Origin of the sequence: Kitasatospora viridis, from assembly GCF_007829815.1 — a bacterium.
In the GTDB taxonomy this organism is placed as follows: domain Bacteria; phylum Actinomycetota; class Actinomycetes; order Streptomycetales; family Streptomycetaceae; genus Kitasatospora; species Kitasatospora viridis.
Window position 1 is genome coordinate 2,927,774 of sequence record NZ_VIWT01000001.1, and the last position, 14,825, is coordinate 2,942,598.

Consider the following 14,825-nt stretch of genomic DNA (forward strand, 5'->3'; position numbering starts at 1 on the left):
GGGTACGACTCGGCCGGACCTTCCTTGCTACTGGAGCCGGGTGACCTCGCCGCCCGACACCGCGTACCGCGCGCCGGCCAGCGCCTTCGGCACGTCCTCCGGCACCGCCGCGGTGACCAGCACCTGCTCGCCGCCGGCCACCAGCTCGGCCAGCTGGTCCCGGCGGCGGGCGTCCAGCTCGGCGAAGACGTCGTCCAGCACCAGCACCGGCTCGCCGCCGTCGGCCCGGAGCAGCTCGTAGGAGGCCAGCCGCAGGGCCAGCGCGAAGGACCAGGACTCGCCGTGGCTGGCGTAGCCCTTGGCCGGCAGGGGGCCGAGCAGCAGCCCCAGCTCGTCCCGGTGCGGGCCGACCAGGGTCAGGCCGCGGTCGGTCTCCTGCTTGCGCACCGCCTGGAGGGAGGCCAGCAGCCGCTGCTCGGCCTCCTCCCGGCTGGCCGGCGGCTCCCCCTCGAAGGCGGAGGCCCGGTACTCCAGCTCGGTCGGCCCGCCGCCCGGCGCCAGCCGCTCGTAGGCCTCGGCGACCAGCGGCCGCAGCGCCGCCACCAGCTGCAGCCGAAAGGCCGTCAGCTCGGCGCCGGCCCGGGCCAGGTGGCCGTCCCAGACCTCCAGGGTGGACAGGTCGGAGCCCCGGCCGCCGGACCGCCGGGCCATCGCGGCGGTCTTCAGCAGGGCGTTGCGCTGCTTGAGCACCCGCTCGTAGTCGGACCGCACACCGGCCAGCCGGGGCGCCCGGGCGGTCAGCAGCTCGTCCAGGAACCGGCGGCGCTCCCCCGGGTCGCCCTTCACCAGGGCCAGGTCCTCGGGGGCGAACAGCACGGTCCGCAGCAGCCCCAGCACGTCCTTCGGGCGGACGTTGTCGGAGCGGTTGATCCGGGCCCGGTTGGCCTTGCCCGGAGTGATCTCCAGCTCGATCAGGGTGGTCCGGCCGCGGTCCTCGACCGAGCCGCGGACCACCGCCCGCTCGGCCCCCTGGCGGACCAGCGGGGCGTCGGTGGCCACCCGGTGGCTGCCCAGGGTGGCCAGGTAGCCGACCGCCTCGACCAGGTTGGTCTTCCCCTGGCCGTTGGGGCCCACGAACGCGGTCACGCCCGGGTCGAGGGGAACCTCGGCCCGGGCGTACGAGCGGAAGTCGGCGAGCGACAGGTGCGCGACATGCATGGGGAGGTACTGCGCCCGCCTTCTGTCTACAGCCTGTGGACTACTGGAACTGCCGGAACCACTGGAACTACTTGGACTCGACCGCGTGGCCGCCGAACTCGTTGCGCAGCGCGGCGATCATCTTCATCTGCGGGGAGTCGTCCTGGCGGGAGGCGAACCGGGCGAACAGCGAGGCGGTGATCGCCGGCAGCGGAACGGCGTGGTCGATCGCGGCCTCGACGGTCCACCGGCCCTCGCCGGAGTCGGCCGCGAAGCCCTTGAGCTTGGCCAGGTGCTCGTCCTTGTCCAGCGCGTCCACCGCCAGGTCGAGCAGCCAGGAGCGGATCACCGTGCCCTCCTTCCAGGAGCGGAAGATCTCCCGGACGTCGGTCACGCTGTCCACCGCCTCCAGCAGCTCCCAACCCTCGGCGTAGGCCTGCATCATGGCGTACTCGATGCCGTTGTGGACCATCTTGGCGAAGTGGCCGGCGCCCGCCTTGCCGGCGTGCACGGCGCCGAACTCGCCCTCCGGCTTGAGCGCGTCGAAGATCGGCTGGACCCGGGCGATGTGCTCGTCCTCGCCGCCGTACATCAGCGCGTAGCCGTTCTGCAGGCCCCAGACGCCGCCGGAGACGCCGCAGTCGACGAAGCCGATGCCCTTGGCGGCCAGCAGCTCGGCGTGCTTCTCGTCGTCGGTCCAGCGGGAGTTGCCGCCGTCCACCACGATGTCGCCGGGCAGCAGCTGCTCGGCCAGCTCCTCGATGGTCTGCTGGGTGGGCTCGCCGGCCGGAACCATCACCCAGACCACGCGCGGGGCCTGGAGCTTGTTGACCAGCTCGGGCACGCTGGCGACGTCGGCGAGGTCGGGGTTGCGGTCGTAGCCGATGACGGTGTGGCCGGCGCGGCGGATGCGCTCGCGCATGTTGCCGCCCATCTTGCCGAGACCGATGAGGCCGAGCTCCATGACAAGTCCTTACCTGTGGTGTCGTGCCTGACGGCGGCGCCGTTGCCGCGGGTCAAGAGCCTACGCCGCGCGGGTGTCCACAGGGTGTGGACCACCTGTGGACACCCGCGCCTCGTCAGGACGGCAGGTCAGCCGGAGAGCCGGACCGGCATGATCAGGTACTGGTAGGCCTCGTCGGCCTCGGCGTCCACCGAGGGCTTGCCGGAGAGCAGGGCCGGCTTGGTCGAGGTGGTGAAGGACAGCTGGGCGTAGGCGGCGTCCACCGCCTTGAGGCCCTCCTCCAGGTAGCCCGGGTTGAAGGCGATCGAGATGTCGTCGCCCTCCAGGTCCGCGTCGATCCGCTCGGTGGCCTGGGCGTCGTCGCCGGAGCCGGCCTCCAGGGTCAGCACGCCCTGCTCGAAGTTGAGCCGCACCGGGGTGTTCCGCTCGGCCACCAGGGAGACGCGCTTGAGCGCCTCCAGGAAGGGCTGGGTCTGGACCGCGGCGATCGCGCTGAACTCGGTCGGGAAGAGGCTGCGGAACTTGGGGAACTCGCCCTCCAGCAGCCGGGTGGTGGTGCGTCGGCCGTTGCCCTCGAAGCCGATCAGGCCCTCGCCGGCGCCGCCGGAGGAGAGCGCGATCGAGACGCTGTCGCCGCTGCCCAGCGACTTGGCGATGTCCTGCAGGGTGCGGGCCGGGACCAGCGCGACGGCGGAGATGTCCGGCTGCTCGGGCTTCCACAGCAGCTCGCGGACGGCGAACCGGTAGCGGTCGGTCGCGGCCAGGGTGATCCGGTCGCCCTCGATCTCCACCCGGACGCCGGTGAGCACCGGCAGGGTGTCGTCCCGGCCGGCGGCGACGGCCGCCTGGCTGACCGCGGTGGCGAACAGGTCGCCGGGCACGGTGCCGGTCGCGGTGGGCATCTGGGGCAGCGACGGGTACTCGTCCACCGGCAGGGTCGGCAGGGTGAAGCGGGAGCTGCCGCAGACCACGCTGACCCGCATGCCGTCGGTGGAGATCTCCACCGGGCGGTTGGGCAGGTTGCGGGAGATGTCGTTGAGCAGCCGGCCGGAGACCAGCACGGTGCCCGGCTCCTCGACGTCCGCCTCCAGCTCGACCCGGGCCGAGACCTCGTAGTCGAACCCGGAGAGCGCCAGCGAGCCCTCCTGGGCGGTGAGCAGCAGGCCGGCCAGCACCGGCACCGGCGGCCGTGCCGGGAGGCTGCGGGCCGCCCAGGCCACCGCCTCCGCGAGAACGTCACGCTCCACCCGGAACTTCACCGGTAACCGCCTCCTGGGTCCTGCTGTCGCTTGCTGATCTTCGTCGGCCGCCGCTGTCAGTCGGCCGGTGTTCAGTTGCCTAGGACAGTCTGACGCACTCCACGGACACTTCACGCCGCTCGGTGCAAGTCGGGGGAACAAGTGTCGGAACGGCTTGTCCACAGATTTCGGCCCGCCCCGCTGTTGAGCGATTCGGGGGGTCTCTAGGTGTAGCGGTAGTAGTAGGGCCTGTGGATACCGTGGATAACCCCGTTTGCGCAGCTCAGCGCCGGTTTTTTGTCCACATCGCCTGTGGAGGGCGCCGGTGGATAACCAGGGCCCGCTGTGGACGGCGGAGCGTTACCCACAGGGCACGCTGGGTATCCACAGGTTTTCCCCAGGGCCTTCCCCAGGTTTTCCCCGGGTTATCCACGACGGGTGGGTCAACATCACGTGACGGCTTTCACACCGGCCGATGAACCTGGTCCGTCAGTTGTCGAACAGTGGACATCGCTGTGGAGAAGCTGGGGATAACCGGCCCATGCCTGGGGACAGCCGGTGGACAACTTTTCCGGCCCGCTGACAGGCCCCCAACTGTCCACACCCTGTGGATAACTGTTGTGCACAAGTCCACAGGGGTCTGACCTGCGCCGAAGAGCGTAGCCGCGCGGGCCCTGTGGAGGAATTCTGGATAACTCCGAGGTCCCCACCCTGTGGACGGCCGAATGGCCAACAGTCCTGTGGAGAACGGCTCGACGGGCCCGCACTGTTCGAATCGATGCTCAGTTGTGCGAGGTGGCCCGGAGACTGTCGGAGCGTCAGCGAGGAACCTTCCCCGGCCGGCGCGCTCTACACCCGCACTCCACCGGGTAGCCGAAAAGGGCCGGTGGCCGACCGAAAACGGTCGTCCACCGGCCCTGGGCGCGGTTCTGCGGGGTCGTCAGCTCTTGATGCGGTTGGTGAGCTCGGTGACCTGGTTGTAGAGCGAGCGGCGCTCGGCCATCAGTGAGCGGATCTTCCGGTCGGCGTGCATCACCGTGGTGTGGTCCCGGCCGCCGAACTGCGCACCGATCTTCGGCAGCGACAGGTCGGTGAGCTCCCGGCACAGGTACATGGCGATCTGACGGGCCGTCGCCAGCACCCGGCTGCGCGAGGAGCCGCACAGGTCCTCGACCGATAGCCCGAAGTAGGCCGCCGTCTGCTGCATGATCACCTGGGCGGTGATCTCCGGCCCGGCGTCCTCGTCACCGCCCGGGATCAGGTCCTTCAGGACGATCCCGGCCAGCTCCAGGTCCACCGGCGAGCGGTTCAGGTTGGCGAACGCGGTGACCCGGATCAGCGCCCCCTCCAGCTCGCGGATGTTGCGGGTGATCCGGGAGGCGATGAACTCCAGCACGTCCGCAGGGGCGTTGAGCCGCTCCTGGATCGCCTTCTTGCGCAGGATCGCGATCCGGGTCTCCAGCTCGGGCGGGGTGACGTCGGTGATCAGCCCCCACTCGAAGCGGTTGCGCAGCCGGTCCTCCAGGGTGGTCAGCAGCCGGGGCGGCCGGTCCGAGGAGAGCACGATCTGCTTGTTCGCGTTGTGCAGGCTGTTGAAGGTGTGGAAGAACTCCTCCTGGGTCGACTCCTTGCTCGCCAGGAACTGGATGTCGTCCACCAGCAGGATGTCCATGTCGCGGTAGCGCTTGCGGAACGCGTCCGCCTTGCCGTCCCGGATGGAGTTGATGAACTCGTTGGTGAACTCCTCCGAGCTCACGTACCGCACCCGGGTGCCCGGGAAGAGGCTGCGCGAGTAGTGGCCGATCGCGTGCAGCAGGTGGGTCTTGCCCAGGCCCGACTCGCCGTAGATGAAGAGCGGGTTGTAGGCCTTGGCCGGGGCCTCGGCGACGGCCACCGCGGCGGCGTGCGCGAACCGGTTGCTGGCGCCGATCACGAAGGTGTCGAACAGGTACTTGGGGTTCAGCCGGGCGGCCGGCTCGTCCTTGCGGACCGGATCGCCGGAGGGCCCGCCGGGCGGGGCCGGCACCCCGGCCACCGGGGTGCGGTCGGCCACCCGCTCGGGCGGTCCGCCGCCACCGGGGCGGTCGGCGGGCTCGGGCTGGTCCGGGCCGTGCCGCTCGGAGCCGCCCTGCGGCTCGCCGAGCTGGCGGCCGCCACCGGGCAGCCCGCGCAACGCGTTCGGCGGCAGGTCGCGGCGCAGCGGCGGCATGCCGCGGCCGGGGACGCGACCGCGCGGCTCCGACTCGGCCGCGTCGTAGGCGCCGCCGAACAGGTCGCCCTGGGCGGGCCGGCCGGGCGGCGGCCCGGGGCCGCGCTCCGGCTCGGGCTCCCAGTCGCGGTACTGGTACGGCTGCTGCTCCTGGTAACCGCCGGGCTGCTGGTAGCCCTGGCCCGGATAGCCCTGGTCCTGGTACTGGTAGTCGCCGTAGCCGCCCTGCTGGGGGTACCCGCCGGACGGGCGGCGCTCCTCGTAGGAGGGGTAGTCCTGGTAGCCGGACGGCTCTCGGTAACCGGGGTCGGGCTCCGGCTCGGCCGGGCGGGGCGGAGCCGGAGCCGCGGGCGCGACCGGCGGCGCGGCGTTGGCGTCCACCATCACCGCGATCCGGACCGGGCGGCCGAACAGCCGGCTCAGCTCCTCGGTCAGCTGCGGCAGCAGCCGGCCCTCCAGCACCTGCTTCGCCCACTCGTTCGGGGCGGCCAGCAGGGCGGTGTCGTGCATCATCCACATCGGCTGGGTGCGCTGCACCCAGACCTTGTCCTTGTCCCCCACCGAGGTGTCGTTGACCAGCCGCTCGACGACCTCCGCCCAGGCGGGGGCGAGGTCGCTGTTGACATCAGCCACTGGTGCACGCTTTCTCGTTCCCCCGTCGGGGGGATGAACAAAACCAGACAAGTCCTGCAACGGTAGTCAGCGGACAGAGCTGATTCAAGTTGTTGTCCACAGGCTGTGGGTTAATGGCCACGGGGCAGCCGGTTTGACCCTCGGGTGCCCCGCCGCGTACCGTAACCAGGTCGAGTTGTCGATGGCCGCTGCCGCATGCCCGCGGGTCACCCCGCTTCCAGATGGCGCGCAGCACGGGCGCCGTGGATTGCCCGAGACCCAGCGGACCTGGGGATTCGGGCCGGATTTCCCGGATATGAGGGGAGATCGCGCGGACGCACGGTGACGGCCAACCCGCAACTCGTCACCCTACGATTCACCCCAGGAGCCCCCGAGTGAGCAAGCGCACCTTCCAGCCGAACAACCGTCGTCGCGCCAAGACCCACGGCTTCCGGCTGCGGATGCGGACCCGCGCCGGCCGCGCCATCCTGGCGGCCCGCCGTGGCAAGGGCCGCTCCAGCATCTCCGCCTGATCCGCGTCCAGGGTCTGCAGTGCTGCCCTCCGAAAATCGGCTGCGGCGGCGCCAGGACTTCGCGACCGCGGTGAAACGCGGTCGCCGGGCCGGACGGCCCCTGCTGGTGGTCCACCTGAGATGGGCGGACCAGTCGGCGGGGCAGGTCGACGAGCACAGCGACTCCCACCCGCACGCCACCGAGGGACTTCCCTCGGTGCGTGCGGGTTTCGTCGTGAGCAAGGCAGTCGGCCCGGCCGTGGTGCGCAACCTGGTGAAGCGTCGGCTTCGTCACCTGGTCCGGGAACGTCTGGTCGCGCTGCCCGCAGGTAGCCTGATAGTGGTACGGGCGCTGCCCACGGCGGCGGAGGCCTCGTACTCGGATCTTGCACATGACCTGGATGCCGCACTGAAGCGGTTGCTCCGGACGGATCCGGCCGCAGCGACCGGATCAGGGCCGACAGGATCAGGGCGATGAAGTACCTGCTGATGGGGCTGATCAGGCTCTACCAGTGGACGATCAGTCCGCTGCTCGGACCGGTCTGCCGCTACTACCCCTCGTGCTCGCACTACGGGTACGAGGCGGTGCGGGTGCACGGCGCCGTGAAGGGCTCCGTGCTGACCGCTTGGCGCATCCTGCGCTGCAACCCATGGTCCCCGGGTGGAGTGGACCACGTACCGCCGCGCAAGCGTCCCGTCTGGCACCAGCGCCTGCGTGCGCTGGTGCAGTCCAGGACCACCGGTAGCGCCGCGCTCCCGGAGCCGACGACCAAGCCCAATGCTCAAGGAGTCTGACCGGTGACCTGGTCCTTCCTGAACCCCCTCTACACAGCGGTGTCCTGGATCATCGTCCAGTTCCACTCGCTGTACAGCCACGTCTTCGACCCGAACGGTGGGTGGGCCTGGGGCCTGTCCATCGCCTCGATGGTGGTCGTGATCCGGATCTGCCTGATCCCGCTCTTCGTGAAGCAGATCAAGTCGACCCGGGCCATGCAGGCCATCCAGCCGAAGATGAAGGCCATCCAGGAGCGCTACAAGAACGACAAGCAGCGCCAGTCCGAAGAGATGATGAAGCTCTACAAGGAGGCGGGCACCAACCCCTTCTCGAGCTGTCTCCCGATCCTGGTGCAGATGCCGTTCTTCACCGCCCTGTACGGGGTGCTGAGCTCGGTCGCGCACAACAAGGAGATCGGCGTCATCAACGGCTCGCTGCTGGCGAGCGCGGGACAGGCGCACATCTTCGGTGCTCCGCTGTCGGCCACCTTCGTCCACACCGGTGCGCTGAACGTCAAGATCGTCACCGCGGTGATGATCGTGATGATGTCGCTGTCGCAGTTCATCACCCAGCGCCAGCTGATGACCAAGAACGTGGACCTCTCGGTCAAGACGCCGTTCATGCAGCAGCAGAAGATGCTGATGTACGTCTTCCCGGTGATGTTCGCCGTGATGGGCATCAACTTCCCGGTCGGTGTGCTGGTCTACTGGCTCACCACCAACGTCTGGTCGATGGGCCAGCAGCTGATCGTCATCCGCAACAACCCGACGCCGGGCTCCAAGGCCTGGGACGAGCGGCAGGCCCGGCTGAAGGCGGCCGGCCGGCTGAACCCGGACGGCACGGAGATCAAGACCGGCGGCGGCCCGTTCGGCTTCCTCCGCGGTGGCAAGGCCCCGGCGGCCCAGCAGCAGGCGGCCGCGCTGGTCGAGGAGTCGGTGCAGGTGCGCCGGCAGCAGCCGCGCAAGCAGACCAAGTCGCAGCGCCAGGCGCACACCGGGCTGGCCAAGGCTCCGCAGACCACGCCGGACGACTCGGGCGAGGCCGCCGCGGTGGCCGAGGCGGAGACCTCGAAGGCCGAGCCGCAGGACGCGGTGCCCACCGGTCAGGGTGCGGGTCGCAGCTCCGGCGGGAGCGCCAAGCGCCCGGCGGCCAAGCCGGGCGGCGCTGCCAAGCGCGGTCCGCAGCAGGGCGGCCAGCGGCCGAAGAAGAAGTCCTAGCGCCGCGCCGGTTGGCTCGGAGCCTGTCCGATCGTCGTTCGCAGCCCGTTCGCCGGGCCCGTATCACCCAAGAAGGAGTCCCTCCCGTGACGGAAGGCACCACCTCCGCCGCCGAGTCCGAGGCGGCCGCGGCGGCCGACTCGGAGACCCTGGAAGCCCGCCTGGAGCAGGAGGGCGAGATCGCGGCCGACTACCTGGAAGGCCTGCTGGACATCGCCGACCTGGACGGCGACATCGACATGGACGTCGAGGGCGACCGGGCGCTGGTCTCCATCGTCGGTGACGGCAACGACCGCAGCCTGCACCGGCTGGTGGGCCAGGACGGCGAGGTGCTGGAGGCGCTGCAGGAGCTGACCCGGCTCGCGGTGCACCGGGAGACCGGTGAGCGCAGCCGGCTGATGCTGGACATCGCGGGCTTCCGGGCGCGCAAGCGGGCCGAGCTGGCCGAGCTGGGCGCCAAGGCGGCCGAGGAGGCCAAGCGGACCGGCGAGTCGGTGAAGCTGCGGCCGATGACGCCGTTCGAGCGCAAGGTGGTGCACGACGCGGTCGCGGCGGCCGGCCTGCGCAGCGAGTCGGAGGGCGAGGAGCCGCAGCGCTGCGTCGTCGTCCTGGCGAGCTGATCGGCGGACCGGGACCGGGCGGTCGTGGAAGCGACCGCCGAGGACACTGAGGACCTCGCTCGCACGGCCGGTGCGGGCGGGGTCCTCATTCGTACTGTGCCGGCGGGGGCGGGGCATCGGACAATGGCTGGGAATGTTTCACGTGAAACCTCTGAGCGGAGAGACTGAGATGGCGACGGAGAGTGCGGCTCCCGAGGAAGGTGCCCAGGCCCTGCCCGAGGCGCCCTCGGTGGCCCGGGAGATCTTCGGGGAGAACTTCCCGGCCGCGCAGCGGTACGCGGAGCTGCTGGCCTCCGCCGGGGTGCAGCGCGGCCTGATCGGTCCCCGGGAGGTGCCCCGGCTCTGGGACCGGCACGTGCTCAACTGCGCGGTGCTGGCGGAGCTGCTGCCCGAGAACGCCTCGCTCTGCGACGTGGGTTCGGGAGCCGGCCTGCCCGGCATTCCGGTGGCGCTGGCCCGGCCCGACCTCTCGGTCACGCTGCTGGAGCCGCTGCTGCGCCGCACCAACTTCCTGGAGGAGGTGGTGCGGGAGCTCGGCCTGAAGAACGTGACGGTGGTGCGCGGTCGGGCCGAGGAGATGGTCGGCGAGATCGCGGTGGAGTTCGTCACCGCGCGGGCGGTGGCTCCGCTGGAGCGGCTGGCCGGCTGGGGGATGCCGCTGCTGCGTCCGTACGGCCAGATGCTGGCGCTCAAGGGCGACACCGCGGAGCAGGAGCTGGCCGAATCCCGGTCGGCGCTGGCCAAGTTGGGTGCGGTGGAGTTCGCGGTGCTGCCGGTCGGCGAGGCCGCGCTGGGTGCCGCGACCCGGGTCGTCCAGGTGAAGGCTGGGGAGAGCCCCGGTGGAGTGAAGGGGGCGAACCGGCGAGCCCGGGCCGCCCGGGCCGGGCGCTCCACGGGCCGCGCGGGGGACCCGCGCGGCGGTGGTCGCCGCCGGCGCTGACCGCGTTCCGCGGGAAGCCCCTGGTCGCACTGGGTGCGGCCAGGGGCTCTTTGCTGCCTTCGGAGTGTCGCGCCGTCAGATTTCCGACATAGCGGGCATGGTGTTTCACGTGAAACGTCGCTCTCTGCTCTCGGGCATCCTCGGTCGGGGCCGGGCGGCGACTGTTGCCGCTCCGGTTTCACGTGAAACACTGGCTCCCATGCAGGAGTCGGACACCATCGACCAGATCGATGACACCCCCATCGCGCGCGCGGCGCAGGCCGCGGTCCAGGCGCTGGGGCGGGCGGGCGAGGGCCTGCCGAGGCCGCCGGCGACCCGGGTGATCGTGGTGGCCAACCAGAAGGGCGGGGTGGGGAAGACCACCAGCACCGTCAACATGGCCGCCTCGCTGGCGATGCACGGACTGCGCGTCCTGGTGATCGACCTGGACCCGCAGGGCAACGCCTCCACCGCGCTGGGGATCGACCACCACGCCGAGGTGCCGTCGATCTACGACGTGCTGGTGGAGGGCAAGCCGCTGGCGGACGTGGTGCAGCCGGTCGTGGAGGTGGAGGGCCTGTTCTGCGTGCCGGCCACCATCGACCTGGCCGGTGCGGAGATCGAGCTGGTCTCGCTGGTGGCCCGGGAGAGCCGGCTGCAGCGGGCGATCGCGGCGTACGAGCAGCCGCTGGACTACATCCTGATCGACTGTCCGCCCTCGCTGGGTCTGCTGACGGTCAACGCCCTGGTGGCCGGTCAGGAAGTGATGATCCCGATCCAGTGCGAGTACTACGCGCTGGAGGGGCTGGGGCAGCTGCTGCGCAACGTGGAACTGGTGCGGGCGCACCTCAACCCGGCGCTGCACGTCTCGACCATCCTGCTCACCATGTACGACGCCCGGACCAGGCTGGCCGCCCAGGTGGCGGAGGAGGTGCGCAACCACTTCTCCACCGAGGTGCTGCGGACCGCGATCCCGCGCTCGGTGCGGATCTCCGAAGCCCCGAGCTACGGGCAGACGGTACTGACCTACGACCCCGGATCCACCGGTGCGCTCTCCTACCTGGAGGCGGCCCGGGAGCTGGCGCTGCGGGCGGTCGGGCTGGACACCGCACCGCCGACCGCGGTGGAGCAGGCGGCGGCCGAGGCGCTGGGCGCCGTGGGGCGGCACACGATCGGCGCCCAGGCGGGGCCGTTGGCAGAGCAGAGCACGATGGAGGGCAATCGGTGAGTGGTCGCAGGGGTCTGGGCAAGGGGCTCGGGGCGCTGATCCCGCCGGCCGCCGGATCGGCGGGACGGGCGGGTGCGGTCGCGCCGGCTCCGGCGCGGCCGGCCGGCGGAGCGGTGGGACTGGCCGCCGTCGGCACCGTCTCCCCCAGCGCGGTGCCGCTGCTGCCCCCGCCCGGCCGTGGCACGGTGGCGGAGAAGGCGGTGGAGCAGGCGGCGGCGGAGCTCGCTCCGGTGGCCGGGGCGCGGTTCGCCGAGCTTCCGCTGGACTCGATCACGCCGAACCCGCGGCAGCCGCGTGAGGTCTTCGACCAGGACAAGCTCGCCGAGCTGGTCGCCTCCATCAAGGAGGTGGGCCTGCTCCAGCCGGTGGTGGTCCGTCAGGTTGCCGCCGAGCGCTACGAGCTGATCATGGGTGAGCGCCGCTGGCGGGCCTCCCAGGAGGCCGGGCTGGAGCGGATCCCGGCGATCGTCCGGGCCACCGAGGACGACAAGCTGCTGCTGGACGCGCTGCTGGAGAACCTCCACCGGGCGGAGCTCAACCCGCTGGAGGAGGCGGCCGCCTACGACCAGCTGCTGAAGGACTTCGGCTGCACCCAGCACGCCCTGGCCGACCGGATCGGGCGCTCCCGGGAGCACGTCACCAACACGCTGCGGCTGCTGAAGTTGTCGGCGGCGGTGCAGCGGCGGGTGGCCGCCGGGGTGCTGACTGCTGGTCACGCCCGGGCGCTGCTGCGAGTGGTGGACCCCGAGCAGCAGGACGCGCTGGCCGTGCGGATCGTCGCCGAGGGCCTCTCGGTGCGGACCACCGAGGAGCTCGCCTCGCTGATGAGCGAGTCGGCGGAGCAGCCGAAGAAGTCCGCCGCGCCGAAGGCCGGCAAGCTGCTCTCGCCGGCCTTCAACGACCTGGCGGGCCGACTCTCCGACCGCTTCGACACCCGGGTCAAGGTCGAGGTCTCGCAGCGCAACGGCAAGCTGGGCAAGGGCAAGGTGGTGCTGGAGTTCGCCTCGGTGGAGGACTTGAACCGGATCCTGGACAGCCTCGCGCCGGGTGAGGACGGGTTGCGCCTGAACGGCTGAGCGAGGCCGGCGAACCAGCTGTGGGTGCATGTTTCACGTGAAACATGCACCCACAGTCGTTGGAGGTGTTGGCGGACCGGAGCGGATTGGTCCGGGCCGCCAGGGGGAGGAACCGAACGAGGAGGTGTGCTGGATGGGTCGCAGGATCGTCCCGCTGACGCTGGACAATCTCGCGGACCTGCCCGGGCCCTGCCGCTCCTGCGTGTTCTGGGAGCTGGACCCGGTGAGCGGGCGGGCGGCGGTGGAGGCGGGCAAGTCGGAGGCGGAGAAGGAGGGGTGGATCTCCGCGGTGCTGCTGGAGTGGGGGTCCTGCGGGCGGATCGCCTACGTGGACGAGCAACCGGCCGGGTTCGTGCTGTACGCCCCGCCGGCCTACGTGCCGCGCTCGCAGTCCTTCCCGACCAGCCCGGTCTCGCCCGATGCGGTTCAGCTGATGATCAGCCGGGTGCTGCCGCCGTTCCAGGGACAGGGGCTGGGCCGGGTGCTGGTGCAGGCGACCGCGAAGGACCTGCTGCGGCGGGAGGTCCGGGCGATCGAGGCGATCGGGGTGACCGGAGCGAGTGGCAAGGAGCGGCCGAGCTGCCTGCTGCCGGCCGAGCACCTGCTGGCGGTGGGTTTCAAGACGGTGCGACCGCACCACCGCTACCCCAGGCTGCGCCTGGAGGCCAGGAACACGCTCTCCTGGCGCCGGCCGGCCGCGCTGGAGCGGCTGCTCGGCGGCGCGCCCAAGGAGCCCGCGCTGCGGCCGTTCTGAGCCGCCGTCACCCGGGGACGACGAAGGGGCGGGCCGAACGGCCCGCCCCTTCGTCGTCCCCGCACTGGGACTAGATGATGCCTTCGAGGTCGCGGAGCAGCGCGGCCTTCGGCTTGGCGCCGACGATGCTCTTGACCAGCTCGCCCTTGACGTAGACGTTCAGGGTCGGGATGGACACCACGCCGTACTGGGCGGCGGTGGCCGGGTTGGCGTCGACGTCGACCTTGGCGACGGTCAGCTTGTCCTTGTGCTCATCGGCGATGGCCTCCAGGACCGGGGCCACCTGGCGGCACGGGCCGCACCAGGTCGCCCAGAAGTCCACGAGGACGGGCTTCTCGCTCTTCAGGACGTCGGCGTCGAAGCTCGCGTCAGTCACGGTGATGGTGGCGCCGGCCACGGGATCTCCTAGGGTTCGTTGTTCGGCTGCTGCAGTGGTGTTCAACGCCGGCGGGCGCCGCGTTGTTTCCGCCCGCCGGTGGTTCCGAGGGATCAGACCGCGACGGCGGCCGGCTCCTGCTCGTCGTTCTCCTGCTGGGCGTGGGCCAGGTGGGCCAGGAAGCGCTCGGCGTCCAGCGCGGCGGAGCAGCCGGTGCCGGCGGCGGTGATCGCCTGGCGGTAGGTGTGGTCCACCACGTCGCCCGCGGCGAAGACGCCGGAGACGTTGGTGCGGGTGCTCGGGGCGTCCACCTTGAGGTAGCCCTCGGCGTCCAGCTCCAGCTGGCCGGCGAACAGCTCGGTGCGCGGGTCGTGGCCGATCGCGATGAACAGGCCGGTGACCGGCAGCTCGCGCAGCTCGCCGGTGGTGGTGTCGCGCAGGGTGATGCCGGTGAGCTTCGGGTCGCCGTGGATCTCCTCGACCGCGCTGTCCCAGGCGAAGGTGATCTTCGGGTCGGCGAAGGCGCGCTCCTGCATCGCCTTGGAGGCGCGCAGCTCGCCACGGCGGTGCACGACGGTGACGGTCTTGGCGAACCGGGAGAGGAAGGTCGCCTCCTCCAGCGCGGTGTCGCCGCCGCCGACCACGGCGATGTCCTGGTCCTTGAAGAAGAAGCCGTCGCAGGTGGCGCACCAGGAGACGCCGCGGCCGGAGAGCGCGTCCTCGCGCGGCAGGCCGAGCTTGCGGTGCTGCGAACCGGTGGCGATGATCACCGCGCGGGCCCGGTGCACGGTGCCCTCGGAGTCGGTGACGGTCTTGATCTCGCCGGTCAGGTCGACCGAGACGATGTCGTCCGGGACCAGCTCGGCGCCGAAGCGCTCGGCCTGCCCCCGCATGTTGTCCATCAGCTCCGGGCCCATGATGCCGTCGCGGAAGCCGGGGAAGTTCTCCACCTCGGTGGTGTTCATCAGGGCACCGCCGGCCGTCACCGCGCCCTCGAAGACCAGCGGCTTCAGGGAGGCCCGCGCCGTGTAGAGCGCTGCCGTGTAACCGGACGGACCGGAACCGATGATGATCACGTTACGGACGTCGCTCACTGCATCTCCTGGTTGGCATCGCGACCCGCGCCAGCGGGGGTGGGCGGCGGCGGTGGTCCGCCGCCCCGGACAACGGCTCACCAGTCTGGCGCAT

Annotated in this window: 15 protein-coding genes; 9 read left to right on the forward strand and 6 right to left on the reverse strand. The window is 71.1% G+C overall.

Annotated features, from left to right (window positions below):
* Nucleotides 1-27: 27 nt before the first annotated feature.
* The 4 genes from recF to dnaA all read right to left on the reverse strand — a co-directional run bounded on the left by recF (nt 28) and on the right by dnaA (nt 6,181).
* Nucleotides 28-1,158 (reverse strand): DNA replication/repair protein RecF, encoded by a 1,131-nt coding sequence (gene recF, locus FHX73_RS13060; RefSeq protein ID WP_145905167.1) that lies wholly within the window; start codon nt 1,156-1,158, stop codon nt 28-30.
* A gap of 67 nt (nt 1,159-1,225) precedes the next feature.
* Nucleotides 1,226-2,101, reverse strand: a complete 876-nt coding sequence (gene gnd / locus FHX73_RS13065) for a phosphogluconate dehydrogenase (NAD(+)-dependent, decarboxylating) (RefSeq protein WP_145905168.1) — start codon at nt 2,099-2,101, stop codon at nt 1,226-1,228.
* A 128-nt stretch (nt 2,102-2,229) separates the two neighbouring features.
* Nucleotides 2,230-3,360: a DNA polymerase III subunit beta gene (gene dnaN / locus FHX73_RS13070; protein WP_145905169.1), complete on the reverse strand. Its 1,131-nt coding sequence runs from the start codon at nt 3,358-3,360 to the stop codon at nt 2,230-2,232.
* Nucleotides 3,361-4,279: 919 nt separating this feature from the next.
* Nucleotides 4,280-6,181, reverse strand: coding sequence for a chromosomal replication initiator protein DnaA (gene dnaA, locus FHX73_RS13075; protein WP_145905170.1), 1,902 nt, complete (start codon nt 6,179-6,181; stop codon nt 4,280-4,282).
* 374 nt (nt 6,182-6,555) lie between these two features.
* Between dnaA and rpmH the strand changes: the two genes are divergently transcribed.
* The 9 genes from rpmH (at nt 6,556) to FHX73_RS13120 (ending at nt 13,261) form a co-directional block, all read left to right on the forward strand.
* Nucleotides 6,556-6,693, forward strand: coding sequence for a 50S ribosomal protein L34 (gene rpmH, locus FHX73_RS13080; protein WP_145791958.1), 138 nt, complete (start codon nt 6,556-6,558; stop codon nt 6,691-6,693).
* A gap of 19 nt (nt 6,694-6,712) precedes the next feature.
* Entirely contained in the window at nt 6,713-7,150 is a 438-nt protein-coding gene (rnpA, locus tag FHX73_RS13085) for a ribonuclease P protein component (protein WP_145905171.1), read from the forward strand.
* Nucleotides 7,147-7,467 (forward strand): membrane protein insertion efficiency factor YidD, encoded by a 321-nt coding sequence (yidD, locus tag FHX73_RS13090; protein ID WP_145905172.1) that lies wholly within the window; start codon nt 7,147-7,149, stop codon nt 7,465-7,467. Before rnpA ends, yidD begins: the two co-directional genes overlap by 4 nt.
* A 3-nt stretch (nt 7,468-7,470) precedes the next feature.
* The gene (yidC, locus tag FHX73_RS13095; protein WP_145905173.1) at nt 7,471-8,664 is read left to right on the forward strand and encodes a membrane protein insertase YidC; all 1,194 of its coding nucleotides are present in this window, start codon (nt 7,471-7,473) and stop codon (nt 8,662-8,664) included.
* Nucleotides 8,665-8,750: 86 nt separating this feature from the next.
* Nucleotides 8,751-9,284 carry a Jag family protein gene (locus FHX73_RS13100; RefSeq protein ID WP_145905174.1) on the forward strand — a complete coding sequence of 178 codons (534 nt, stop codon included), beginning with the start codon at nt 8,751-8,753 and terminating at the stop codon, nt 9,282-9,284.
* Between the two features lie 169 nt (nt 9,285-9,453).
* Nucleotides 9,454-10,224: a 16S rRNA (guanine(527)-N(7))-methyltransferase RsmG gene (gene rsmG, locus FHX73_RS13105; RefSeq protein WP_145905175.1), complete on the forward strand. Its 771-nt coding sequence runs from the start codon at nt 9,454-9,456 to the stop codon at nt 10,222-10,224.
* Between the two features lie 199 nt (nt 10,225-10,423).
* On the forward strand, nt 10,424-11,431 hold the full coding sequence (locus FHX73_RS13110) for a ParA family protein (protein ID WP_145905176.1): 1,008 nt from the start codon (nt 10,424-10,426) through the stop codon (nt 11,429-11,431).
* Nucleotides 11,428-12,507 carry a ParB/RepB/Spo0J family partition protein gene (locus FHX73_RS13115; RefSeq protein ID WP_145905177.1) on the forward strand — a complete coding sequence of 360 codons (1,080 nt, stop codon included), beginning with the start codon at nt 11,428-11,430 and terminating at the stop codon, nt 12,505-12,507. Before FHX73_RS13110 ends, FHX73_RS13115 begins: the two co-directional genes overlap by 4 nt.
* A 133-nt stretch (nt 12,508-12,640) precedes the next feature.
* Entirely contained in the window at nt 12,641-13,261 is a 621-nt protein-coding gene (locus tag FHX73_RS13120) for a GNAT family N-acetyltransferase (protein ID WP_145905178.1), read from the forward strand.
* 70 nt (nt 13,262-13,331) lie between these two features.
* Here FHX73_RS13120 and trxA read toward each other — a convergent pair whose 3' ends face one another.
* Together trxA and trxB are read right to left on the reverse strand one after the other, a co-directional pair.
* Nucleotides 13,332-13,658: a thioredoxin gene (gene trxA, locus FHX73_RS13125; protein WP_145905179.1), complete on the reverse strand. Its 327-nt coding sequence runs from the start codon at nt 13,656-13,658 to the stop codon at nt 13,332-13,334.
* Nucleotides 13,659-13,750: 92 nt separating this feature from the next.
* Nucleotides 13,751-14,731: a thioredoxin-disulfide reductase gene (trxB, locus tag FHX73_RS13130; RefSeq protein ID WP_145905180.1), complete on the reverse strand. Its 981-nt coding sequence runs from the start codon at nt 14,729-14,731 to the stop codon at nt 13,751-13,753.
* Between the last annotated feature and the right edge of the window lie 94 nt (nt 14,732-14,825).